This is a genomic window from Streptomyces sp. NBC_01450 (genome assembly GCF_036227505.1).
Lineage (GTDB): Bacteria > Actinomycetota > Actinomycetes > Streptomycetales > Streptomycetaceae > Streptomyces.
On record NZ_CP109480.1, the window covers coordinates 8978345 to 9002672 of the forward strand.

Below are 24328 nucleotides of genomic sequence, written 5' to 3' on the forward strand. Positions count from 1 at the left end.
TCTGTCATGTCTTGTGAAAATCTTGAAGCGGTCAAAATGGAACCCCCTCGCGTCCTCCACCGTCAGCAACATGCCGAAAAATGGTGTGAAATCGCCCATTTGGCAACTCCTCAGGCCGCTGTGCGGCGCGCCACCTTTTCGCATTTCTTGGTAATCTCCAGAGTTTACCTTGATGATTTGCTGAATTCGCCATGGACGTGCTTTCACCTCCCCGTTACGTTAGGCACCGCCTGCGGCCACAAGAACCCCACAAGCAACACATATCAGGGGTATGGAGCTGCGGGAGACGGAGTGCATCACACAACCGGTCGTTCCATCTGACGGCCGGAACGGGGAAGGGAAGCGATCCGATGAAGCACATGCCTGTGCGCGTGAAGACTTCGGAAGCAGTGTTCACTGCCACAGTGGCGGCCCTACTTGGCGCCGCCTCGCCTGCCCATGCCCGGGCAATCCCTGGCTACCTGCACTCCGAGCGGCGTCGACCCGCCCCACTGACGGTCGGACCCGGAACCCGATGCGGTTCTGTGCCCGTTTGACCCCCGCGTAGGCACAGCGCTTCGTATGCATACGGGAAACAAGGTATTCCAGGAATTTCAGCCGCTCCAGCAAATGCCTTTGACGGCGGGCTGATGGTTCCGCGCGCCAGGGATAAACCCTCAGTATCTGGCGGGGAACCCATGCCGTTTTTCGTTGCGAGCGGATGTTCGGACCCGGTCTGCCGTGGTTGATCACACTGGTAAAGCGATGTGCCGCAATGCCCAGATCCGCATCGCGGCGTGAAGAAGTAAAGCGAGTTAGGGGCAAAAGTGACCGGTAGTAAAGAAATGTACGGCTCAACTGTCGTGCTCGCATTGGGTGTTATCGGGCTTTTTTCCTACCGCAACAGCAGCTGCAGCGGTCCGCGTGGCCAGTGGAATCCGGAAGGGTTCGGCACGTACTTCGGAAACCTGAGCGCGACGTACAACCAGACTGCCTCGCGGTTGGCGAACGCGGACCTGTGACGTCCAGCGCCAATTACCAACTGCGAATCATGGGGGCGCCGCTGTGGCTGGCATGAGCCGGCTCGGTTCGCGGCGTGCTACGGGCATTCATGGCGCTACCTCCGGGTGGTCCGCAGGGGTTCAAGATCTGCATCGGTCGACCGGAAACCTACCGAAAGGAAAAACGGGCAAATCGTGCGCCATTCATCACGAGGGAGAAAGGGGAAACGGTCATCCGCTGTGGTTATCACCGCAGCCACCGTGTTGATCGCTTCCACCTTCACCACGAGCGCCGCTCAAGCAGCGATACCGAACCCGCCGAAGAAGTCGGCGCAGAAGCAGGCCATCACACCGGAGAAGAAGTCCGTGTCGGCGATCCCACTGAAGGACCGTGACACGGTTCTCGGGAAGGGCTGGAAGACCTCCGCCGACCGGGCCGTGACGGCCGTCGCCGACAGCGACGGGCTGCATCTCCTGGCCGCCGACAGCACAACCGGCTACGACTGGAAGACCGTTACGGTGCTGAGTGAGCCTCAGCTTCCGGCCGACACCTGGATCGGCAACAGCTGCGTCATGGACGACCACCACGCGGCCGTCGCCTACGCTCCCCGCACCTTCACCAACAAGCCGGACCTGATGATGGGCGGCGCGTTCACGGCGATCGTGAACCTCGATGACGGCAGCGTCACCAAGCTGCCGTTCACCGCGTCGCTGGCCTACTTCGACCCCACGTGCAACCCGGCCACGCACACCGCTGTCTTCACCGCGCTCCGGGACGCCAAGACGCGCCTGGTCACGGTGAACGCCAAGGGCACCACCGTCGCGGACACCACCGCGGAGGGTGAGATCACTTCTGCCGTGCCCACCAAGGACGGTGTGGTCGCCGCCGCCGGAAACCGGCTCGTCCACGTCGACCGCAAGGGCAGGACGGCCAAGCTCGCCGCCACCAAGCACGCTCCGTACGGTATTCGTGTGACCGGTGACGGCACGGTCAGCTACATCGACCGCACCGGTGACACCGACGCCAACGTACAGACCTACGCGCACGGCAAAAAAACGACCGTCGCGAGCGGCCGGATCGCCGCGATGAACCTGCGCCAGGGCACGGACGGAACGGTCTACCTCACGGGCAAGGCCGGCCACGGCAAGGGCTTTGCGTCCAGCGGCATCAAGACGCTGGGCGTATCACCCGACGCGGAGGTCTCCACCCATGGACGCCTGGCCGTCGACCCGGTTGTGTCCCCGGCCGTGCTGGCGGGCGTCGACCGCATCAACAACGCCGGGCGCGGCTTCACCGCGACCGCGAGCAAGGAACCCGCAGCCGAGGTGACGCCCGGACACATCAGCCATGCGCTGACCATCACCGGAGCGGTTCCGGGCACGGGCAAGCACACGAAGCAGAAGGCCGCCGAACCCGGCAGCACCGCGGGCGGCAGGCCGTCGCCGGCACTGACCGGTTCCTCGAAGCCGCAGATGTCGACGATGAGCATGATGACCACCGCCGACGACGACTCCCGGGCCAACGACCCGATCGACACCGACCGCTGGTGCTCCGTACCCCGCAACGACGTCGCCACCCAGGCCCTCCAGCCGACCCCGAACCAGGTCGAATGGGCCGTGGACATGGCCGTCCAGGGCAACCTGCGCTCCGGCTACCTCACGCAGGGCGGCTGGCGATCGCAGACCGGGATCTCCACGATCGACCCGCAGGGCCTGTTCCCGAAGCCGGCGCTGACCGGTGGCGGGCGCATTCCCGCACAGGTCCAACTGGGCATCCTCGCCCAGGAGTCCAACCTGTGGCAGGCCGAATCCGGAGCGATCCCCGGCCAGATGGGCAGCCCGCTCGCGGCCGTCGACGGCTTCTACGGACACCAGACCGGAGGCACCCTCTCCGACTTCTGGACCATCCGCTGGGACAAGTCCGACTGCGGCTACGGCGTCGGACAGGTCACCGACGGCATGCGCAAGGCCGGATACGAGAAGGAAGGCGAAACCTCCCTCCCGGCCAGTACGCAGCGCGCGGTCGCCATCGACTACGCCACCAACATCGCCGCGTCGCTCTACATCCTCGCCGACAAGTGGAACGAGGTCCACGAGTCCGGCCAGACGATCGCCGTGAACAACGACGACCCGGCCAAGCCCGAGAACTGGTTCACCGCCGTGTGGAACTACAACCTCGGCTTCAACAAGAAGGCCGACGAGGCAACCAACGGCAACTGGGGCCTGGGCTGGTACAACAACCCCGCCAACCCCGTCTATCCCGCATCCCGGCTCGCCTTCATGAACACCGACCTCGACCCGCTGGCCGCCAAGGACGCCGCCCATCCCCAGAACTGGCCGTACGAGGAAAAGGTGATGGGATGGGCCTCCTGGTCCATCGACACCGGCCACTCCTACGCCACCTCCGGCCGCCAGGACTGGCCCGGCGAATCCGGCTTCTCCTCCGCCGGCTTCCGCCCCGCCTACTGGAACGGCACCAGCGCGGCTGCCACAGTTCAAGGCAGCGCGAAATACAACCGGGCGCACGCCACGCCGCCGCTCGACGCGTTCTGCAACACCAAGAACAACTGCAACACGGCCAGCCCGCCCGACTGCCCCGACGCCGACTGCTACAAGCAGTACTGGTGGCACGAGTCCAGCACCACCTGGAAATCCGACTGCGCCACCACCTGCGGCTTCGAGAACATCAAGTACCAGACCCTGATCAGCGAGCCCGGCCGCGGCACCCGCCTGCAGTACGGCACCCCCGTCTGCTCCGGTGCGCCCGCAGGCGCGAAGGTCGTCGAGTCCGTACCCGCGGGCACCAACACCTGGAGCAGCTGCGGCACCACCACGACAGACGGCTCGTTCCAGTTCACCTTCTACCCCGACCCCAACGCGACCGGACCAGGGCTCGGGCAATACGACGCGAAGGCCGACCTGCACCAGATCGGCGGAGGCTACCAGGGCCACTTCTGGTACGCACACGCACGCGACGCCGACCACCTGGGCGGTGACGGCGGCCAGATGACCGTCGACGGCACATGGAAGCTGAAAGGTCCCCTGGACAAGAAGCAGGCCATGGTCTACGTGCACATTCCCGATACCGGGGCACAGACCCAACAGGCCATCTACGAGGTCGTCACCGCCCTCGGAACCGAGAAGGTCACGATCGATCAGTCCGCCAACGAGTCCAACAAGTGGGTCCCCCTCGGCGCCTTCCGCTTCAACGACAAGACGCCCGAAGTGAGGCTCTCCAGCACCACCAGCACCGGAACCGCGGACAAGGACATCGCGTGGGACGCGGTTGCTTTCGTTCCCGGCGACTTCGACGTGCGCGGCGGCAGGATGGCGGGTCTGGAACTCCCGGATCCGGACGACAGCGCCGCAGACGTCGACTTCGTCGACGACGATCAGCAGAAACAGCCGGCTCCTTCCGGTCTCGTACCCAGTGCGCTGTCCCGTTCCCTCGCCGGGGACGCCGAGTGCGCCGAGGGCCTGAAGAACGGTCAAGGCCGCCAGTGCGTCACGTTCGAGCCGCTGACCACGCCCCCGGCGACGGCGCGTGCCGCAACTGCCACCGACGTTCTGTCCACGCCCCTGGTCCCCTGGTGCGCTCAAGTGGGTCTGACACAGACCTATACGGTCGAACGGCGCGAGGGCTGCCTGGCGTTCACCACGCTGGTCCATTGGACGAAGAAGGATTCCGATGGCGTCGTGGAGACCGCATCCGCGGCGTTCAACGTGTTCGTCGAGACGAAGACATCGAACAGCGCGACGTTCACGGAACGCATGTCGGTCGTTCCCGTGGACATGGACGCCGATCTCGGTTCCGTGTCCCTGGACTACTGGGACACCCCCTGCACCCCCGACTGCGACACCACATACACCACGGGCTGGAGCGACGCCACCTGGACGAGCCTGGTCGACAAGCACTGGGCAAGTGCCACGAAGGCAAACACGTGGACCGCGCCGACACAAGGCACGTCCCGGGAGTTCGACCGTGGCGTCTTCCTGAGCTTCAAGGCGGACAGCCCCGAGTGGCAGGGCCTCGTTCCGGTCGACAAGCCGGAGGTCTCCCTGTTCGACCAGATCCGGTGTGACAACGGGGTGTCGGTCAAGAACTCGACCGGTTGCATCTTCGCGAAACACATTCCGACGTTCACCATGACTACCGCGAAGTACCCGGCTGCCGCCGCCTACTACTGGCTGCTCCGGGAGGAGCTGCCGTCGCATCCGGGCAGCAAGGAGCACAACACGCCGCTCCACCGGGAGATCGACAAGGCGGTGCGGATCGCGAACAGGGGGAAGGTGTGCCCCACGTCGTACACGCCGACCACCAAGGCAACACCGGAGGCGACGACCAACAGTCCGGACGGCCGACAGTGCGACGAGTATCCCTTCGCGGCGACGAAGGAGAGTGGTGGGCAGTCCATAACCAACGGAGACGAATGCGTCCAGCTGTACGCGCAGAAGAGCGACAGCGACGGGAAATGGCGCCTGTACTCCGACGACGACCGGTACCCGGCGCCGACATGGAAGGAAGTGTGCGGCCGGGCTTCGATGTCGGCGAAGCAGAACGAGGCCGCGGGCCGGGGCCTCGGGGCCTTCTACACCAAGGCGCGCATGGGCGACAACGACGCCTTCTACATCGAGGCGCCGGGAGTGGAGGGCTGCCGCCCCGATGAGGTGTGCGTGGTCAACCCGTAATCCCTGACCCGCTCGGCAGGTTGGCGGTCCGACGCATCATGCTTCGGGCCGCCGCTCTGCCCTACTCCCACCTCACGAAGGCATCGTCGCCTGTGCCGGACAGATGAGGTGTCACCGGATCGGCATAGCCGGGCAGGCGGATCTCCGTTCCCCCGGTCAGAGCGTCGAGAAGGTCCCGGAACATGTGCGAGAGGCTGTTCCACACCTTGTCCGGCCCTTCCGTGTCCCCGCCGTGCAGACCGTAGAGCACATTCCCGAACCGTTCTCCGTCACGATGGTCGACGATGAGCTTTCCTCCGGTGATGTCCGAGGCGATCGGAACCCACCGGGCATGGAACGCGTATCCGTACACGCCGTCGTAGATGTCCCGCAGATCGGGGTCCTCCGACTCGTTCTCGTCGACCCACTCGGCGATCGCCTCCTCCATCGACCGCTGACCGGCACGCATCCCCTCGGCGGCGTGCAGGATGAAGCCTTGAGGAAGAATGACGCCGGGACCCCCATGGCCCTTCGCGGCGGCGACCCCGTCATGACGCCCCAGCCACATGACCAACTCGGGATGCAGAGAAAACCGACGGTCGGCGATGGCGTCGATGTCGTCCTGCGCGGCGGGCGGGTTCAGGGCCGCATGGTCCGCGGGCGCATTGGCCTCCAGCCACGCGTCGAGGCGGGCAAGGACAACATTCAGATCATCGGTCATACGAGAACTCTACGAGCCACACCACGCACCGATGACGCTCTCGTCATAGATTCAGACGCCAAGTGATCGCCTGTGATCAGCAAGTGTTGGGGGTGGGGCAGCTCTGTCGAGCGGTGGTTGTGGCCCGGCTGCCACCGTATAGCGTGCGCGACCGCCACCCTCTGCGGCAGCGGCCAGGAGCTCGAATACGCCGAGCAGTTGCCGGACTCCAGACGCTACGGCACCCTCGTCACCCACACGAAGTACGCCCCAGGCAAGTACGAAGTCTGTGCCCTGTTCGACAACAACACGACCAGCGCGAAGCACATGAAACTCAAGCTCTGCCCCAACAAGACGGGCGCCACCTGCCCGACCAACGAAGGGACCTTCAGCCAGTACGCACGCCCCGTGGAGTACGAGGACAGCAACAGCCTTTACGTCATGTGTTCCATGGCTACGGCGTCGATGGCGCGGAATCAGGTGCTCCAGAGTGGGACGCGTGCCGCGCCCGGACGTCGGCGGGGAGCGCGAAGGGTGAGGAAGCGACCCCGAGAACGCTCTGCCCACACGCCTTGGAAGTCATCGTCAGCGGGAACTCCCGGGATCAGGATTCGCCAAGACCTCGGTCGTACCCCAGATTGCCCGATTCGAGGAGCGGCGGCTCATCCGTCATGTGGGCAGGTGCCAGCACACGCAGAGCGTGATATCCCACGACCACGATCAACGTCCCCAGCGCGATGCCGCTGAGCTGGAAGTTGTCCGTGAGCGTCAGGCTGACGTTGCCGATACCGATGATGAGGCCTGCGGCCACGGGTACCAGGTGTAGAGGGTTGGAGAGGTCCACCCGTGAGCGGACCCAGATCTGTGCGCCCAGTAGGCCGATCATGCCGTAGAGGATGACGGTGATGCCACCGAGCACGCCGCCGGGAATGGCAGCTACGACGGCACCGAACTTGGGGCAGAGCCCGAACAGGATCGCGAAGCCGGCGGCGCACCAGTAGGCGGCGGTCGAGTAGACGCGAGTGGCGGCCATGACGCCGATGTTCTCGGCGTACGTAGTTGTGGCGGGACCGCCGACGGAAGTGGACAGCACGGTGGCCGCACCGTCGGCCATGATCGCGGTACCGAGTTTGTCGTCGAGCGGGTCGCCGGTCATCTCACCGACAGCCTTGACGTGTCCAGCGTTCTCCGCGATGAGGGCGATGACGACGGGCAGGGCGACCAGAACCGCCGAGAGGGAGAAGCTCGGGGTGTGAAAGGTTGGCAGGCCAATCCAGTCGGCTTTGGCCACGCCCGAGAGGTCGAGGCGCCAGTGGTCGACCGACTCGGCGCCGCCGGCGGGGGAGTGGATCTTACCGAAGACGCGGTCGAAGACCCAGGAGATCACATAGCCGAAGACCAGGCCGAGGAAGATCGCGATACGGGACCAGAACCCGCGCAGCACGACGAGAGCGAAGCCGGTGAACAGCATCGTGAGCAGCGCGGCCCACTGGTCTTGGGGCCAGTAGGTGCCGGCGGTGACGGGAGCCAGGTTGAAGCCGATGAGCATGACCACTGCGCCTGTGACCACTGGGGGCAGGACGGCGTGGACAATGCGGGCGCCGAGAGCGCGGACGACCGCCCCGCAAAGGAAGAGGACCGCACCGACGACGAGAAGTGCGCCGGTGAGGGTTGCCGCGTCGCCGCCCTGTGTCTTGATGACGGCAGCGACGCCGATGAAGGACAGACTGCTGCCGAGGTAGCTGGGGATGCGGCCACGGGTGATAAGCAGGAACAGGATGGTGGCTACACCGGATGCCATGACGGCGAGGTTGGCATCGAGGCCCATCAAGACAGGGGCGACGAAGCAGGCCCCGATCATGGAAACCACATGCTGTGCGCCGAGACCGGCAGTGCGTCCCCAGGTGAGTCGTTCCTCGGGTTTCACGACCTCGCCCGGTGCAAGGCTCTTGCCGTCGCCGTGCAGCTGCCAGCCGAAGCTCGCCATGGTCTTGCTCCTTGATGTGTTGCTGGGGTGGTGCTGGGGCCCGGCCGGTAGACCAGGCGGGTTCGATCACTAGCGGAACATGCGGTTCAGAGGCATGGCGACAGGAACTGTCGCGGAGTGCGGTCCGTTTGGCGCACTCGTACCCTGTGGGGGAGCTCTAGGCCCTGTCGTCAAATTGCCGTCTGCCCTGCGACGCCATGCACGCTCCCCCACTGCTAGGTGTCTGGGCTCATCATGGCTGTTCCGGCGCCACGAAGGACGCCCCGAACATCGCAACCACATGCTGGGCGCCGAGTCCGATCGTGCGCGGCCACTAGAGGCGTTCATCGGGGCGGACAACCGCTCCGGGGGCGGGCGTCCGCCCGTCGCCGTGCGGTTCTCAGCGCACGCGGAGGTCCATGGTGGGTTTCGCTTTCCTCGTACGTGAAACTTCGTCCGGACCATTGTCACGGGTACCTGGCGGTTCTACGCTCGCACGGTCTTACTCATGAACTGCGTTCACATGTCTGATCGGAGCCTCGATGAGTGCAAGACCCCGTCTGGCTGTTCTGCTCGCCGCCCTGGCGACCTTCGCGGCGGTCGTCGTCCCCTCCGCCTCGGCCCACGCGGCGCCGAAGGCCCCCCGGACCGCCGTCCTCGACGGCACCCGGCTCCAGGAGACCCGGCTCCGCCTCGACCGCGGTGATCCCCAACTGAAGCGCACCCTCAAGGACTTGACGGCCCGCGCCGACAACTGGCTGACCCAGGGCCCCTGGACGGTCGTCGACAAGCCCAAGCCCGCCCCCGGCGGCGACGTCCACGACTACCTCAGCCAGGCCCCGTACTGGTGGCCCTCCCAGCCGAAGACCGCCGACAACCCCTGGGGCTGCCCGTACGTCCAGCGCGACGGTCAGCGCAACCCCGAGGTCGACACCGGCACCGATCGCCAGGACGTCGAGAAGGTCTTCGACTCGACCTACGACCTCGCGCTCGCCTGGTACTACACGGGCAGGAAGCAGTACGCCGAGAAGGCCGCCACCGTCCTGCGCACCTGGTTCCTCGCCCCGGCCACCCGGATGAACCCGGACCTGAACCACGGGCAGTTCATCCCCTGCAAGTACGACGGCCGGGCCATCGGCATCATCGACTTCTCGCAGTCGTACACCAGCGTCCTGGACGCGATCGCGATCCTGGAGACGGGCGCCCCCGGCTGGTCGAAGAGCGACCGCACCGCCATGCGCGCCTGGAACACCGACTACCGCGACTGGCTGGAGAACAGCGCCTTCGGCGGCGAGGAGGGCGCCGCGGAGAACAATCACGGCACCTTCTACGACATGCAGCTCGCCGTCCTGGCGTACGCGACCGGCGACGAGGATCTCGCCCGCCGGACCGTCCTCGGCGCTGAGTCCAAGCGGATCGACCCACAGGTCGCCGCCGACGGCAGCCAGCCCCAGGAGCTCACCCGCACGCGCAGCTGGCACTACTCGACCTTCGACCTCGTCGCCTACACCCGCCTCGCGGCCATCGGCCGGCACGTCGGCGTGAACCTGTGGCGGTACACGGGGCCCGACGGCCAGAGCCTGGCCAAGGCCGTCGACTATCTGCTGCCCGCCGCGACGGGCGCCGCGCCGTGGCCCCACCCGGAGCTGGAGTTCCACCGCTATGCGGCCAGTGACATCGTGCACGCCGCGGCCGACGCGGGTGACCGGACGGCCCGAGCCGCGGTGCCGAAGCTCGAGGCACCGCCCGGCGGCGACCTGTGGGCGCTACGGCCCGCCGCCGAGCAGCTGGACTCGATCGCCGGCTGACCGGAGGCGTACGAACACCCTGATCAGGGGTTCCTGAGCGGCCGCTTAGGATGGGGGTGTACCCACCGTCCCCACCGGCACCCTCAGGAGCCCCGCCCGTGACCGCCGAAGCCCCCGCCGCCCCCGCCCTCGCCTACGGGCGGCTCCTCCCCGTCACCGTCCACTTCGACGACCTGGACGCACTCGGCCTGCTCCACAACGCCCGCTACCCGCTGATGGTCGAACGCGCCTGGGCCGCCCTCTGGAACGACCACGGCTTCCTCGGCTACGAGGGCGACTGGGAGGCGGCGGGCGACTTCTGCAACGCCGTCAAGGAACTCCGGATCAGCTACGAGGCCCCGATCAACCGCCCCGGAGAGTACGCCGTCCACCTCTGGCTGGAACGCCTGGGGAACACCGGACTGACGTACGGCTTCCGCTTCTGCTCGGCCGACGCCGCGATCACCTACGCGCACGGGACACGGGTCCTCGTCCGGCTCGACGCCGCGACGCTGCGCCCCACGCCGTGGAGCGACCGCTTCAGGGCCGCGGGTCGGGAACTGCTGCGCTCGCGGGACTGATCTTGGGCCGGTCCCGCTCGCCCGCGCGCAGCACCCCCGCGAACGCGACAAGGCCACACGCCAGTACCGTGACCAGCCCGAACGACACCACCAGGCTCGTCGCCTGCGCCAGAGTGCCGATCGCGCTCGGCGCCACCAGGCCCGAGGTGTACGTGATGGTGGCGACGCCCGCGATGGCCTGACTGGGGTTGGGGCCGCTGTGCCCCGCCGCCGCGAAGCAGAGCGGGACGACGACCGCGATGCCGAGGCCCAGCAGGGCGAAGCCGCTCATCGCCACGGCGGGATGGTCCGCGACGACGACGAGAAGCCCACCGAGCACGGCCAGTACGCCACCGGCCCGCACCGTGCGCACCGCGCCGAACCGGTTGACCACCGCGTCGCCCACGATCCGGGCCAGTGCCATGGTCAGCATGAACCCGGTCGTCGAGGCCGCCGCGAGACCGGCCGAGGTGCCCAACTCACCCTTCAGGTAGACCGCGGACCAGTCCAGGCTGGCGCCCTCGGCGAACACGGCGCAGAAGCCGATCGCGCCGATCAGCAGGGCTGACTTGGGCGGCAGCGCGAAGCGCGGGGGCGGGGCCTCGTCCTCGGCCGGTCGCAGGTCCAGCACCCACCGGCAGGCGGTGAGGCCCAGGACCGTCAGGACCCCGGCCGCCAGCGCGTGGTGCAGGCGTGCGTCCGAACCGAGGTGCGCGGCGAGGGTGCCGCCGGCCGAGCCGATCAGGGCGCCCGCGCTCCACATGCCGTGCAGCCCCGACATGATCGACTTGCCGAGGCGGCTCTCTATCTCGACGCCGAGCGCGTTCATCGCCACGTCCGCCATGCCCGCCGACGCGCCGTAGACGAAGAGGGCCGGGCACAGCGTGTAGATGTTCGGCGCGAGGGACGGGAGGATCAGCGACAGCGTCCACAGGGACATCAGCCCGCGCAGCGCGGTGCGGGCGCCGAAGCGGTGGCTGATCCGGCCCGCCAGGGGCATGGCGAGGGAGGCCCCGATCGCCGGGAACGCGAGGGCCAGTCCGAGCTGGCCCGTGCTGACGGACGCGTGGTCCTGGATCCAGGGGACACGGGTCGCGAACGAGCCCGTCACCGCTCCGTGCACCGCGAAGACGGCGGCCACGGCGTACCGCGCCCGCTTCACCTCACGCAGGTCGTCGACCATGTAACCCATCTTTCCCGCCCCTCCAGGCTCCGCTCCCCGCGCTGCCGCCGTAAACTATCAGGAACCCTGCCTGATAGATAGATGATTTACTGGCCGCCGATCGAGCGACTGATCTGGGAGGATCCCGGCATGCCCGCATCACCGAGCACCGCCAGGGCCATCAACGACCGCGTCGCCCTGCGCCTGCTCCAGCAGGAAGGCCCCCTGACGGCAGGGCAGTTGAAGCAGCTCACGGGGCTGTCCCGGCCCACCGTCGCCGACCTCGTCGAACGCCTCACGGCCGCCGGACTGATCGACGTGGTGGGGGAGTCCGGGGAGCAGCGCCGCGGCCCCAACGCCCGTCTGTACGGGATCGTCGCCGACCGGGCCCAACTCGCCGCCCTCGACGTCCGCACCGAGGGCGTCTCGGTCGTCGTCTCCGACCTCCTCGGCAGGGAACTGGCGCGGGCGTCGGTGCCCATCGCGGACGACACCGGCACCGGTCCCGCCGTCGAGCAGGCGGTCACGCTGGTCGAACGCGCGGCCAAGGAGGCCGGGGCGGAGCGCCTGCACGCGGTCGGCGTCGGAGCCCCCGGCCTCATCGACCCCGCCACCGGCGAACTGCGCGACTCCTCCGGCCTGCCCGAGTGGCACCGCCGCCTGGTCGCCGCCCTCCAGGAACGGCTGCCCGCCCGGGTCATCGTCGAGAACGAGACGAACCTCGCCGCCCTCGCGGAACAGCGTGACGGTGTCGCCCGCGACCGCGACACGTTCGTCCTGCTCTGGCTCGGCCACGGCACCGGTGCGGCCGTCGTCCTCGACGGCAGACTCCGTCGTGGTGCGTCCGGCGGTACCGGCGAGATCGGCTTCCTGCCGGTACCGGGTACATCGACGCTGCCCTCGGCGACGGACTGCGAGGGGGGATTCCACTCCCTGGCGGGGTCCGCCGCGATCGCGGAACTCGCGTCCGGGTACGGGCTGGTGGCGGCGCCGGCGTCGTCCGGCGAACCGGAGGCGGCGGCGCTGGTGCGGCAGGCGGTGGCGGCCCTTCCCTCGCCCTCGTCTTCACCCTCCTCTACCTCGTCTTCTTCCTCCGGAGCCGACCGCTTCCTCTCCGCCCTCGCCGACCGCCTCGCCATCGGCGCCGCGTCCGTCGTGGCCGTCCTCGACCCCGGATGCGTGGTGCTCGGCGGGGAGGTGGGGCAGGCGGGCGGGGAGGTGCTGGCCGCGCGGGTCGGCGAGCGACTTGTCCGGATGTCCCCGCTGCCGGTCGAGGTACGTGCGAGCACGCTGGGCGGCGGTGCGGTGCTCCGCGGAGCTCTCCTGACCGCCCGGGAGTCAGCCCAGGACGACCTTTTCGCGCCGCGCCCCCGGTGATTCCACTCGGGCGACCCCTCGGATGGTGAGACCCGGCGGCGGGGCAAGGGCCTCCGTCACCGCCACCGGGTCGCTCAAGGGGCGAGTGCTACGCCTCGGCTTCGACAAACCATTGATCATGGAACCCTAAGAGGACTAGACCAGAGTGGTCAATGGGTACGGACCAATAGGTCGAGCGTGTCAAGCGTGAGCGGCCTCGCGGTAGTTGACCTCTCGCGATTCGTCGTGGAAGTCCATCAGGACGGCCTGTGAGGCACCCCACAGGGGTTCACGCGCATGGACGTGGATCAGGCGTGGCACACTGATGCTGTACCAGAAGCAGCGCACTCCGGGGTCGGTGAAAGTCCGAACCGGCGGTTATAGTCCGCGACCCGGTCGCTTCCAGCGGCCGGTTGACCAGGTGAAATTCCTGGACCGACGGTTAAAGTCCGGATGGGAGGCAGTGCGCGGCGGGCGGGCATTCGTGCGCGCTGCCGTTTGTTTCGACGTGTCCTTCGGGATATGTCGCCCCATGCGGCTCGCTGCCGGTGTCGCGGTCCGCTCATTCTGTCGTCATCGACAGGCCCCGGAGTCCGTGCCCTATGAGGCAGGAGGACCCGGGAAGTGTTCACCGGAATCGTCGAAGAGCTGGGTGAGGTCACCGCCGTCGAGATGCTCGACGACGCCTCCCGTTTCCGTCTGCGTGGCCCCGTCGTCACGCGGGGCGCGCAGCATGGCGACTCCATCGCCGTGAACGGCGTCTGTCTGACGGTCGTCGAACACGAAGGCGACGAATTCACCGCCGACGTCATGGCCGAAACCCTGGACCGCTCCAGCCTCGGCGCCCTGACCGTCGGCTCCCGCGTCAACCTGGAACGCCCGATGGCCGTGGGCGAGCGCCTCGGCGGGCACATCGTCCAGGGCCACGTCGACGGCACGGGCACGGTCATCGAGCGCAAGCCGTCCGAGAACTGGGAGATCGTGAAGATCTCGCTCCCGGCGGACCTCTCCCGTTACGTGGTCGAGAAGGGCTCCATCACCGTCGACGGCATCAGCCTGACGGTGGTCGACGCGGGCCCCGACTTCTTCACCGTCAGCCTCATCCCCACCACCCTCGACCTGACCACGCTCGGCCACAAGCAGTCCGGCGACCCGGTCAACCTCGAGGTGGACGTCATCGCCAAGTACGTCGAGCGACTGCTCGGTGCCCGTGGCGAGCAGCCGGTCGCGCTGCCCGACACCCACGGGAGCGGGCAGTGAACTGGCTGAACTCCGAGGCGTTCACGCTCCTCGGGCAGCACATCATGTGGTCGGACATGATCGGCAACACGATCGGTCTGATCGCGCTCGCGCTCGGCTGGCTGCGCTCCATATGGAGCTGGCCCGTGCAACTCCTGTCCGGCGTCATCCTCTTCAGCGCCTTCGTCGGGCACCTCACCGGAAGCGCCGGCAAGCAGGTCGTGGTCATCGTCGTCGCCCTGTGGGGCTGGTGGCAGTGGAACCGCGGCAAGGACGAGAGCCGGGACGGTCACATCTCCGTACGGTTCGCCACCTGGCGCGAGCGCGCCTACATGGTGGGCGCCGCGGCCGTGGGCACCCTCGCGGTCAGCGGCCTGTTCCACGCGTACCCGACCCTGTCCTGGGACCCGTGGCCGGACGCGTACATCTTCGTCGGCACGATCGTCGCCATGTACGCGCAGGCCCGCGGCATGGTCGAGTTCTGGTTCGCCTGGCTGCTGGTCGACCTGGTGGGCGTCCCGCTCAACTTCGCCAACGGCTACGCCTTCTCCGGTTTCGTCTACGTCGTCTACGGCGCGCTCGTCCTGTCGGGCATGCGCGACTGGTGGCTGCGCTCCCGCAAGGCCGGGCAGCCCGTCCTGGAAGGAGCCCCCGCATGACCATGGCACCCGTCTGGTACAGCACCGGGCATGATCAAGATGCTTCGGACTTCGCGCTCGACCCGATCGAGAAGGCCATCGCCGACATCGCGGCGGGCCGCCCGATCGTGGTCGTCGACGACGAGGACCGGGAGAACGAGGGCGACCTCGTCATCGCCGCCGAGAAGGCGACCCCCGAGATCATCGCGTTCATGATGAGCGAGTGCCGTGGACTGATCTGCGCGCCGATGGAGGGCGACGAACTCGACCGCCTCCAGCTCCCGCAGATGGTCGAGAACAACACCGAGTCGATGAAGACCGCGTTCACCGTGTCGGTGGACGCCTCCGCCGCCCACGGCGTGTCCACCGGCATCTCCGCGGCCGACCGCGCCACCACACTGCGGCTGCTGGCCGGCGGCGAGGCCGAGGCGGGTGACTTCGTGCGCCCCGGCCACATCTTCCCGCTGCGTGCCAAGCCCGGCGGTGTCCTGGTCCGCAACGGCCACACCGAGGCCGCCGTCGACCTCGCCCGGCTCGCGGGCCTGCGCCCCGCCGGCGCGATCGTCGAGATCGCCGGGGAGGACGGACGCATGCTCCGTCTGCCCGAGCTCATCCCGTTCGCCCGCAAGCACGGCCTGACGATCATCTCCATCGAGGACCTGATCGCCTACCGGCGTACCACCGAGCCCACGGTCCGCCGCGAAGCCAAGACCCAACTGCCCACCGCCTTCGGTGAGTTCACGGCGTACGGCTACCGTTCCACCGTCGACGGCGTCGAGCACGTCGCCCTCGTGCACGGCGAGATCGGCGACGGCGAGGACGTCCTCGTCCGCGTCCACTCCGAGTGCCTGACCGGCGACATCTTCCACTCGCTGCGCTGCGACTGCGGCCCCCAGCTCCAGACCTCCATGGAGCGCGTCCAGGCCGAGGGCCGGGGCGTCGTGGTCTACCTGCGCGGACACGAGGGGCGCGGCATCGGCCTGCTGTCCAAGCTGCGCGCCTACGAGCTCCAGGAGCGCGGCCGCGACACCCTCGACGCCAACCTGGAACTCGGCCTGCCCGCCGACGCCCGGGACTACGGCGCGAGCGCGCAGATCCTGGAGGACCTCGGTGTCCACAGCCTGCGCCTGCTGACCAACAACCCCGACAAGACCGACGCGCTCGTCCGGCACGGCCTCAAGGTCACGCGCCGGGAGCCGATGCCCGTACAGGCGGGCGAGCACAACCTCCGCTACCTGCGCACCAAGCGGGACCGGATGGGTCACGACCTGCCCTGGCTCGACACGGCCACCGTGTCCGCCTGCGGCAACCAGTAACAAGAAAGCACTGAGGAGAGACGTGAGCGGCAAGGGTGCACCTGAACTGTCCGTACGCAACTGCGGCGACCTGCGCGTCGCGGTCATCGCGGCACAGTGGCACGAAAAGGTGATGGACGGTCTCGTCGACGGCGCGCTGCGCGCCCTGCACGAGCTCGGGATCGACGAGCCGACCCTGCTCAGGGTCCCCGGCAGCTTCGAGCTGCCGGTCGTCGCCAAGGTCCTCGCGGGCCGCGGGTACGACGCGATCGTCGCGCTCGGTGTCGTCATCCGCGGCGGTACCCCGCATTTCGAATACGTGTGCCAGGGCGTCACCCAGGGCCTCACCCAGGTCTCCATCGACACCGGCGTTCCCATCGGCTTCGGCGTGCTGACCTGCGACACCGAGGAGCAGGCCCTCGACCGCGCGGGCATCGAGGGCTCCAACGAGGACAAGGGGCACGAGGCGGTGACCGCCGCCGTCGCGACCGCGGCCACACTGCGCTCAGTATCCGAACCCTGGCGCTGAGGCAGGGGCGGTAGCGCGTAGGGTGGGCAGCATCATGTCCAAGAAGACGTTCGAGGAGCTCTTCACGGAGCTCCAGCAGAAGGCCGCCACGGGCGACCCCACCACTTCACGCACCGCCGAGCTGGTCGGCAAGGGCGTCCATGCCATCGGCAAGAAGGTCGTCGAAGAGGCCGCCGAGGTCTGGATGGCCGCCGAGTACGAGGGCAAGGACGCCGCCGCCGAGGAGATCTCGCAGCTCCTGTACCACGTCCAGGTGATGATGGTGGCGCGCGGGATCTCCCTCGACGACGTGTACGCCCACCTCTGAGCCGTAACCCCGCAATCCCGTACGTACCGTACGCACGAACGAAGGAAGCCGACCTCATGCTGCGCATCGCCGTCCCCAACAAGGGTTCCCTGTCAGGACCTGCGGCGGAGATGCTGCATGAGGCCGGCTACCAGCAGCGCCGGGAGTCCAAGGAACTGCGGATCGTCGACCCGGGCAACGAGGTCGAGTTCTTCTACCTCCGCCCCCGCGACATCGCGATCTACGTCTCCTCCGGCCGCCTCGACATCGGCATCACCGGCCGCGACCTGCTCGTCGACTCGGGCGCCAACGCGGAGGAGATCCTCCCGCTCGGCTTCGCCCGCTCGACGTTCCGCTTCGCCACCAAGCCCGGCACGGCCCAGGGCATCGAGGACCTCGGCGGTATGACGGTCGCCACCTCGTACGAGGGCATCGTGGCCAAGCACCTCGCCGACAGCGGCATCGACGCCTCCGTCGTCCACCTCGACGGCGCCGTCGAGACCGCGATCGAACTCGGTGTCGCCGAGGTCATCGCGGACGTCGTCGAGACCGGCACCTCGCTGCGCAACGCGGGTCTCGAGGTCTTCGGCGACCCCATCATGAAGTCCGAGGCCGTCGTCATCCGCCGCGTCGGGGTCGACACCGCCGAGGACGCCGAGCCCAAGGTGCAGCAGTTCCTGCGCCGTCTCCAGGGTGTCCTGGTCGCACGGACGTACGTGATGATGGACTACGACTGCCGCGCCGAGCACCTGGAGAAGGCCGTCGCGCTCACGCCCGGCCTGGAGTCGCCGACCATCTCCCCGCTGCACAACGAGGGCTGGGTCGCCGTCCGCGCCATGGTGCCCGCCAAGGAGGCCCAGCGGATCATGGACGACCTGTACGCCCTCGGCGCGCGGGCCATCCTGACCACGGCCATCCACGCCTGCCGTCTCTGAGGACCCCGACCGAAGCCATGCCCGACCTTCCCACGCTCCCTGTCACTTTCCGGCCGTCCCGCACCCGGGCCGTGCTGCTCACCGCGGGCGCCGCGATCTTCGTCGTCCTAAGTACGGTCGCGATGCTCCTCGAACAGCTCAGCCCGGGGGACCAGCTCACCTTCGTCTTCACCGGCGCGCTGGTCTTCGGCGTCCTGCTGATGCTCTCCCGGCCCAAGGTCGTCGCCGACGAGACCGGCGTCACCGTGGTCAACATCACCAGCAGGCGACACCTGGACTGGGCGGAGATCCTCCAGGTCAACCTGCGTCCCGGCGACCCCTGGGTGTTCCTGAACCTCAGCGACGGCACCAGCCTGCCCGCGCTCGGCATCCAGCCGGGCATCGCCAAGAAGCGCGCGATCGAGGACGCCCGCGCCCTGCGCGCGCTCGCCGAGGCCCGCTCCATCGGCAACCCGGAGCAACATCACGGCTGACTCTCGGCCTTCCACCCTGCCGAACAGGCCCATGTCTTGATTAACCTGTTGGCGGAGGCGTTTTCGTTGCGCCTCCGCCACTGTGTTCCACCCGGTTACTCAGAGGCCCCCTGCTACCCGAGGAGTGACTCCCTCCAGCGATGGACGGATCGTCCTGTAGTATCTGCGCCGCCCCCTCCCGACATATCGAGGCGGCGGCATCATGACCATCTCCCTGCTGCTCCTTGGGGCGGCGTTCCTGCTGATCCTCGCCAACGGCTTCTTCGTGGCGGCCGAGTTCGGCCTCGTCACGGTCGAGCGGCCCGACGCCGAGAAGGCGGCGGCCGAAGGCGACCGACGGGCCGCTACGGTCGTCGAATCGCTCAAGGAGCTGTCCTTCCAGCTCTCCGGCACCCAGCTCGGCATCACCATCACCTCGCTCGTCGTCGGCATGCTCGCCGAACCCGCGCTCGCCGAACTGCTGCACGGCCCCTTCACCGCGCTCGGACTGCCCGAGGGCGCCGTGTCCGGCGTCGCCGTGGTGGTCGGCATGCTGCTCGCCGCGGCCGTGCAGATGGTGATCGGCGAACTCGTGCCCAAGAACTGGGCGGTCTCCAAGCCCCTGCAGGTCGCCCGCTTCGTCGCGGGCCCCCAGCACGTCTTCTCCCGCCTCTTCCGGCCGGTGATCGCCGCGCTCAACACGGTCGCCAACCGGCTCGTACGGGCCCTGGGCGTCGAACCCGCCGAGGAGCTGGCCTCCGCCCGCACCCCCGGCGAACTCGTCTCCCTGGCCCGGCACTCGGCCCAGGCCGGCGCGCTGGAGCAGGACACCGCGGATCTCTTCGTACGGACCCTCTCGCTCGCCGACCTGACCGCGCAGCACGTCATGACCCCGCGGGTACGGGTCAGCGCCCTCCAGTCCTCCGCCACGGCCGAGGACGTCGTCAATCTCACCCGCGCCACCGGCCTCTCCCGCTTCCCCGTCTACCGGGATCGGATCGACGAGATCGTCGGCATGGCGCACCTCAAGGACGCCCTGGCGATCCCCTCCCAGGACCGGCTGCGCACCCCTGTCGGCCGGATCGCCCAGGCCCCGCTGCTGGTCCCGGAGACGCTGCCCGTGCAGCCCCTGCTCGAGCAGCTGCGCAACCAGCAGCCGATCGCCGTCGTCGTCGACGAGTACGGCGGTACGGCGGGCGTCGTCACCCTGGAGGACATCGTCGAGGAGCTCGTCGGGGAGGTCCGCGACGAACACGACGCCAAGGACCTGCCGGAACTCGCCGCCGCGCCGCCCGAGGACGGGCGGCCCGCCTGGGACGCCGACGGCAGCTGCCGGGTCGACGTCCTGCAGCGCATAGGCCTCGACGTGCCCGAGGGCCCGTACGAGACCGTCGCGGGCCTCGTCGCCGATCTGCTCGGCCGGATCCCGGCCCCCGGCGACAAGGCCGAACTGCCAGGCTGGCGTCTGTCCGTACGCCAAGTGGGGCACTACCGGGCCGAACGGGTCCGGCTGGTCAGGACCGCCGACGCGGCTGCCGCGCCGGAGGCCGTCCGATGAGCGTGCTCCAACTCCTTTTCGCCGTGTTGCTGGTGCTCGCCAACGGCTTCTTCGTCGGTGCCGAGTTCGCGCTCGTCTCCGTCCGCCGCAGCCAGATCGAACCCCTCGGCACCGCGCGCGCCCGACAGGTCCTCTACGGCCTGGAGCGGCTGCCGCAGATGATGGCGGCGGCCCAGTTCGGCATCACCATCTGTTCGTTGACGCTCGGCGCGGTGGCCGAACCGACCGTCGCCCACCTGCTGGAGCCCGTCTTCGAGGCGGTCCACCTCCCCGAAGGGGTGATCCACCCCCTCGGATACGTCATCGCACTCGCCCTCGTCGTCTTCTTCCACCTCGTCATCGGCGAGATGGTGCCGAAGAACCTGGCGATGGCCGCGCCCGAGAAGACGGCGCTGTGGCTGAGCCCCGGCCTGGTGGCCTTCGCGCGCCTGTGCCGTCCCGTCACCGTTGCCCTGGGCGCCTGCGCCCGCCTCATCCTGAAACTCTTCCGGGTCGAACCCAAGGACGAGGTCGAGGCGGCCTTCACGAGCGAGCAGCTCAACCGGCTCGTCGAGGACTCCGGCCAGGCGGGCCTGCTGGACCCGGAGGAGCAGGAACGCCTGGAAGACGCCCTGGAGCTGGGCTCCCGCCCGGTCACGGACGTCCTCCTGGACCACGACTCCCTGGTCACCGTCGGCCCCTCCGTCACCCCCGGCCAGGTCGTCGCGCTCACCGCCCGCACCGGGTACTCCCGGTTCCCGGTGGTCGCGGAGAACGGCGCCTTCATGGGCTATCTGCATGTGAAGGACGTACTCGACCTGGAGGAGTCCGAACGGGCGGTACCCCAGCACCTGTGGCGGAACATGACCACCCTGCGCTCCGAACTCCCGCTGGACGACGCCCTGACCGTGATGCGCCGCGCCGCGACGCACCTCGCGCAGGTCGCGGACGCGTCGGGGAAGGTCCTGGGTCTTGTCGCGCTGGAGGACGTCCTGGAGCTCCTGGTGGGCGAGGTACGCGACCCGGCCCATCGGGATACGGACGCTGACGCCGCCGCGGTGGCCACGCCGCTCACGGAACCCCTCCTCAGCGAGACCCCCGAGCAGGCCCTGGCAACCTGACGCCACCGTGTGGGGAGCTGTTCGCGCGGCTCCCCACACCCCCGAGAAAGCCTCGGTGTGTCCGGTGTTCGAGGACGGGGCCCTTCGGGGCGTCGGTCACATCGCCGAAGGGTCCTGCGGTCCTCGCCCCGACAACACCTCCCCGTACGCCTGCATGAGGTCCGGCAGCCGGAGTGTCGACAGGTCGTCGCGGGAGGGAGTGTTCGGGTAGCCGGAGAGACGGAGGTCCCGGTACGCGCAGCTCTTCTCGTACAGGGTGCGCAGGAACCGCCCGTTGCCGAGCTCGTCGATCCAGCCCTGATCGACCACATGCCCGGCGATCGAGCGCAGCTCGTCGAGCGCCTCCTCGTCCCAGATGTCACCGTTCTCGGCGGCGAGCACCTCACCGATGGAGGTGAGTTCCAGGGGGCGGTAGGAAGGGAAGTCGACTCGGGTGGTGAAGCGGGAGGAGAGGCCGGGGTTGGCGGCCAGCAGGCGGTCCATGCCCTCCGGGTAGCCGGCGAGGATGACGACGAGGTGATCGCGGTTGTCCTCGGCCCGCTTCAGCAGCACCTGCAGCGCCTCGTCCCCGTACGCGTCCCCCTTGCCGTAGCCCGAGTTCGACAGCGCGTACGCCTCGTCCACGAAGAGGACCCCGCCGATCGCCGAGTCGATCAGTTCGTTGGCCTTGACGGCGGTCTGGCCCAGGTATTCGCCGACCAGGTCCGCCCGCTGCGCCTCCACGAGGTGGTCACCGCCGAGCAGCCCGAGTGCGTAGAAGACCCGTCCGAGAATGCGAGCCACGGTGGTCTTGCCGGTGCCCGAGGGGCCGGAGAAGACGAAGTGGCGCTTCGGCGGCTGCACCGGCAGGCCCTGTCCGGCCCGCAGCCGCGCCATGTTCAGCTGCGCCGACAACGCCTTGACCTGACGCTTCACCGGCTCGAGCCCGACCATGCGCTCCAGTTCGGCGAGCGCCTCCTCGAGTAAGGCGGGGTCGGTCGGCCCGGCCGGCAGCGGCTGCACCGGCACCACGGCCTTCTCGCGCACCACGTCGGTCTCCGGCGGCAACGCGCCCGGCGGAAGGGGATCGGGCTCCGAGAGCTTCAGGTCGCGGCCTTCGCCGCCGAAGAGGGGATCGATGCCGTCGGGGCCGTCCATGACGTCCTGCCCGACCCCGGCCAGCGTGATCGCCGCGAGGTCGGCGGCGGCGTCGTCGTACCCGTCGCCCTCGGAGATCGCGGCCAACCGGGCCGAGGTGTCCATGAAGGCGGGGTCGACGCGGTGCACCGCCCGGTAGAGGGGCAGCGCGGCCGCCGACCGCCCGGTGCCCTCGTGGGCCCGCGCGAGCCAGTACCGCAGCTCCTTGCGCTGCGGCTGCTCACTGCGGCAGCGCATCAACGCGGAGGACAGGAGCGGCTCCGCCTGGCCGAACATCTCCAGGCGGACCCGGGCCATGCCGCCGAAGAGGCCGGCCTCTATGCCCAGCATGGGGTCGTCGATCAGCGGATCCGTGTGCCGGACCAGCTGCTCCCAGTCCTTGACCAGATAGGCCCGGCAGGCGTGCAGAAACCGCACCTGATGATCGGCGTCGACCGGCGGCAGTCCTGCGAGCGCCCGGTCCAGCTCGGGCACATGGCGGCCGTCCAGCCAGTGCGAGGCGTGCGCGAGCAGCAGATCGCGCGGGCTCTCCAGTACCGGCTGCACCCACCAGCCCAGCCAGTACCAGGAGTTGAGCGTGCGCCGGTGTCGCGAGCGCTGCTCACCGAAGCGGTCCCGGTGCCGGAACATCCGCAGCAGCGCGGTCGTCGTGTCCACCCGCAGCGCGTGCAGTCCGAGCCAGCCGTCCGCCATGCCCGGGTCCATCCGGACCGCGGTGCGGAACTCCTCCTCCGCCTGCGGATAGGCGCCCATCGTGTAGGCGTCCACACCTCGCATCCAGGCGAGGTCGGCCGGGGCCTCCCGGCCCTGCATGCCGAAGTCCATCACGTCCCCCACAAACCGTGCCCCCGATGGTTCTCCGAACGGGCCGGTGCCCGTCGGCAGCTTTGGTCGAACCCCTGTGCCGCGGACGGGAGTTGCATCGGTGCGCAAGGCAGCCGTCCGAAGGTCGCACCGAGAGGCATCGTACCTGCGGTTCATGGGCCTGCCGAAGGGTGCCGCACACCCCGTTCCACGAGGATGGGAGCAGACGGGGCGCACTCGACTCGGTGACCGAGGGTGAGCGAATCGCGGCGCGGAGCGCCCGAAATGAAAGGATGTGGGCAGAACGAAGCCCCCGATCACGGGGGAACAACCGGGGGCTTCGCGACTGCGGGCGGCTTCGAAAGGCCGCACATTCAGAACGTAAGTCCTGTACGGCCCCCGGGTCAAGCCGAGTTGAGGCACTGAGGGAACTTCCCCGGCGGGGGTCTTCACAAGTTCAGCACATTGCGGATGATCCGTCACCGTGAGTGAGGGGATGGTCTGGTCCAGCGGTCCCAGTGGGTCCCGAAAACACCTCGTATCCCTCAGGACACTGCCGCACCAGAAGATCGGCAAAGGGCCTTGAGGGATCCTCGACGAAATGCCGACGCTCGGCGGCGACCCATCCGGTCCAGAACGCGCTCTGCTCCTCGCCGTCCCGCAGCCGCCCACGTGTCCAGGCCTCGTCGTACGCCAGTTCCATCCACAGCAGCCGCGCGAGATACGGGCGCAGCGCCCGGCGTCCGGCGCCGACCCCCTCCAGCAGGATCACGGGCGCGGGCGGCAGTGCGCGGACCGGACCGAAGGTGCGGGCGGTCCAGTCGTAGGGGGCGTAGCGCGCCGTTTCGCTCCGGCCCAGCGGCTCGATTACCTGGCGCAGCAGCCGTTCGGTCCAGGCGAACAGCTGCTCGTGCGTCGCGATGTCGTCGAGGTGCAGGACGGGCGCGTCGCCCAGTGCCGCGGCCAGCCGCCCGGCGAAGGTGGTCTTCCCCGAGCCGGCGTGCCCGTCGACGCCGATCAGACGGACAGGTCCGCAGGACGGCGGCAACGCGCGCAGCCGCGCGGCGAGGTCGTGAATGTCGGTTCCCGAGGTGCGGTGAGCTGCGGGCACATCCACCCTACGGGCACGCGTACCCCTGTACGGGGAACACTCTAGTGGCGGCCGGCGCGGCCCCG

Annotated in this window: 18 protein-coding genes, 1 pseudogene and 1 riboswitch; of the genes and pseudogenes, 13 read left to right on the forward strand and 6 right to left on the reverse strand. The window is 68.6% G+C overall.

Going from position 1 to position 24328, the window contains the following annotated elements:
- The first annotated feature begins 1220 nt into the window (after positions 1-1220).
- On the forward strand, positions 1221-5669 hold the full coding sequence (locus OG568_RS39960) for a golvesin C-terminal-like domain-containing protein (RefSeq protein WP_329535028.1): 4449 nt from the start codon (positions 1221-1223) through the stop codon (positions 5667-5669).
- Positions 5670-5730: 61 nt separating this feature from the next.
- On the opposite strand, the gene OG568_RS39965 is transcribed toward OG568_RS39960, so the two are convergent.
- The 3 genes and pseudogenes from OG568_RS39965 to OG568_RS39975 form a co-directional block, all read right to left on the reverse strand.
- Entirely contained in the window at positions 5731-6369 is a 639-nt protein-coding gene (locus OG568_RS39965; RefSeq protein WP_329535029.1) for an SMI1/KNR4 family protein, read from the reverse strand.
- A gap of 583 nt (positions 6370-6952) precedes the next feature.
- Positions 6953-8335, reverse strand: coding sequence for a uracil-xanthine permease family protein (locus OG568_RS39970; RefSeq protein WP_329535031.1), 1383 nt, complete (start codon positions 8333-8335; stop codon positions 6953-6955).
- A gap of 244 nt (positions 8336-8579) precedes the next feature.
- Positions 8580-8735: pseudogene (locus OG568_RS39975) on the reverse strand (nitrate reductase); the annotation flags it as partial.
- 121 nt (positions 8736-8856) lie between these two features.
- Here OG568_RS39975 and OG568_RS39980 point away from each other — a divergent pair.
- Together OG568_RS39980 and OG568_RS39985 are read left to right on the forward strand one after the other, a co-directional pair.
- Positions 8857-10122: an alginate lyase family protein gene (locus OG568_RS39980; protein WP_329535032.1), complete on the forward strand. Its 1266-nt coding sequence runs from the start codon at positions 8857-8859 to the stop codon at positions 10120-10122.
- Between the two features lie 98 nt (positions 10123-10220).
- On the forward strand, positions 10221-10682 hold the full coding sequence (locus OG568_RS39985) for an acyl-CoA thioesterase (RefSeq protein WP_266416481.1): 462 nt from the start codon (positions 10221-10223) through the stop codon (positions 10680-10682).
- On the opposite strand, the gene OG568_RS39990 is transcribed toward OG568_RS39985, so the two are convergent.
- Positions 10642-11844, reverse strand: coding sequence for an MFS transporter (locus OG568_RS39990; protein ID WP_443077906.1), 1203 nt, complete (start codon positions 11842-11844; stop codon positions 10642-10644). The two genes, OG568_RS39985 and OG568_RS39990, sit on opposite strands and share 41 nt — an antisense overlap.
- 129 nt (positions 11845-11973) lie before the next feature.
- Here OG568_RS39990 and OG568_RS39995 point away from each other — a divergent pair, with 129 nt between their 5' ends.
- The 10 genes from OG568_RS39995 to OG568_RS40040 all read left to right on the forward strand — a co-directional run bounded on the left by OG568_RS39995 (position 11974) and on the right by OG568_RS40040 (position 21211).
- Positions 11974-13200: an ROK family transcriptional regulator gene (locus OG568_RS39995; RefSeq protein ID WP_329535034.1), complete on the forward strand. Its 1227-nt coding sequence runs from the start codon at positions 11974-11976 to the stop codon at positions 13198-13200.
- Between the two features lie 319 nt (positions 13201-13519).
- Positions 13520-13650: riboswitch (FMN riboswitch) on the forward strand.
- Between the two features lie 153 nt (positions 13651-13803).
- The gene (locus OG568_RS40000; protein ID WP_329535035.1) at positions 13804-14439 is read left to right on the forward strand and encodes a riboflavin synthase; all 636 of its coding nucleotides are present in this window, start codon (positions 13804-13806) and stop codon (positions 14437-14439) included.
- Positions 14436-15077, forward strand: coding sequence for a nicotinamide mononucleotide transporter family protein (locus OG568_RS40005; RefSeq protein ID WP_266623053.1), 642 nt, complete (start codon positions 14436-14438; stop codon positions 15075-15077). Before OG568_RS40000 ends, OG568_RS40005 begins: the two co-directional genes overlap by 4 nt.
- Entirely contained in the window at positions 15074-16372 is a 1299-nt protein-coding gene (locus OG568_RS40010; RefSeq protein WP_329535037.1) for a bifunctional 3,4-dihydroxy-2-butanone-4-phosphate synthase/GTP cyclohydrolase II, read from the forward strand. Before OG568_RS40005 ends, OG568_RS40010 begins: the two co-directional genes overlap by 4 nt.
- Before the next feature lie 22 nt (positions 16373-16394).
- A complete protein-coding gene (gene ribH, locus OG568_RS40015; RefSeq protein WP_266467742.1) occupies positions 16395-16880 on the forward strand; it encodes a 6,7-dimethyl-8-ribityllumazine synthase in 486 nt (161 codons plus the stop codon).
- A 34-nt stretch (positions 16881-16914) separates the two neighbouring features.
- Positions 16915-17187, forward strand: coding sequence for a phosphoribosyl-ATP diphosphatase (locus tag OG568_RS40020; protein ID WP_086764978.1), 273 nt, complete (start codon positions 16915-16917; stop codon positions 17185-17187).
- A gap of 56 nt (positions 17188-17243) precedes the next feature.
- Entirely contained in the window at positions 17244-18101 is an 858-nt protein-coding gene (gene hisG, locus OG568_RS40025; RefSeq protein WP_329535038.1) for an ATP phosphoribosyltransferase, read from the forward strand.
- 17 nt (positions 18102-18118) lie between these two features.
- Complete coding sequence (locus tag OG568_RS40030) at positions 18119-18574, forward strand: PH domain-containing protein (RefSeq protein ID WP_329535039.1); 456 nt, start codon at positions 18119-18121, stop codon at positions 18572-18574.
- A gap of 202 nt (positions 18575-18776) precedes the next feature.
- Positions 18777-20111 (forward strand): hemolysin family protein, encoded by a 1335-nt coding sequence (locus tag OG568_RS40035; protein WP_266581009.1) that lies wholly within the window; start codon positions 18777-18779, stop codon positions 20109-20111.
- Positions 20108-21211, forward strand: a complete 1104-nt coding sequence (locus OG568_RS40040) for a hemolysin family protein (RefSeq protein WP_329535041.1) — start codon at positions 20108-20110, stop codon at positions 21209-21211. Before OG568_RS40035 ends, OG568_RS40040 begins: the two co-directional genes overlap by 4 nt.
- A 96-nt stretch (positions 21212-21307) precedes the next feature.
- Here OG568_RS40040 and OG568_RS40045 read toward each other — a convergent pair whose 3' ends face one another.
- Both OG568_RS40045 and OG568_RS40050 read right to left on the reverse strand, forming a co-directional pair.
- Positions 21308-23173 carry an AAA family ATPase gene (locus OG568_RS40045; protein ID WP_266581005.1) on the reverse strand — a complete coding sequence of 622 codons (1866 nt, stop codon included), beginning with the start codon at positions 23171-23173 and terminating at the stop codon, positions 21308-21310.
- A 436-nt stretch (positions 23174-23609) separates the two neighbouring features.
- Positions 23610-24263 (reverse strand): uridine kinase family protein, encoded by a 654-nt coding sequence (locus OG568_RS40050; protein ID WP_329535043.1) that lies wholly within the window; start codon positions 24261-24263, stop codon positions 23610-23612.
- Between the last annotated feature and the right edge of the window lie 65 nt (positions 24264-24328).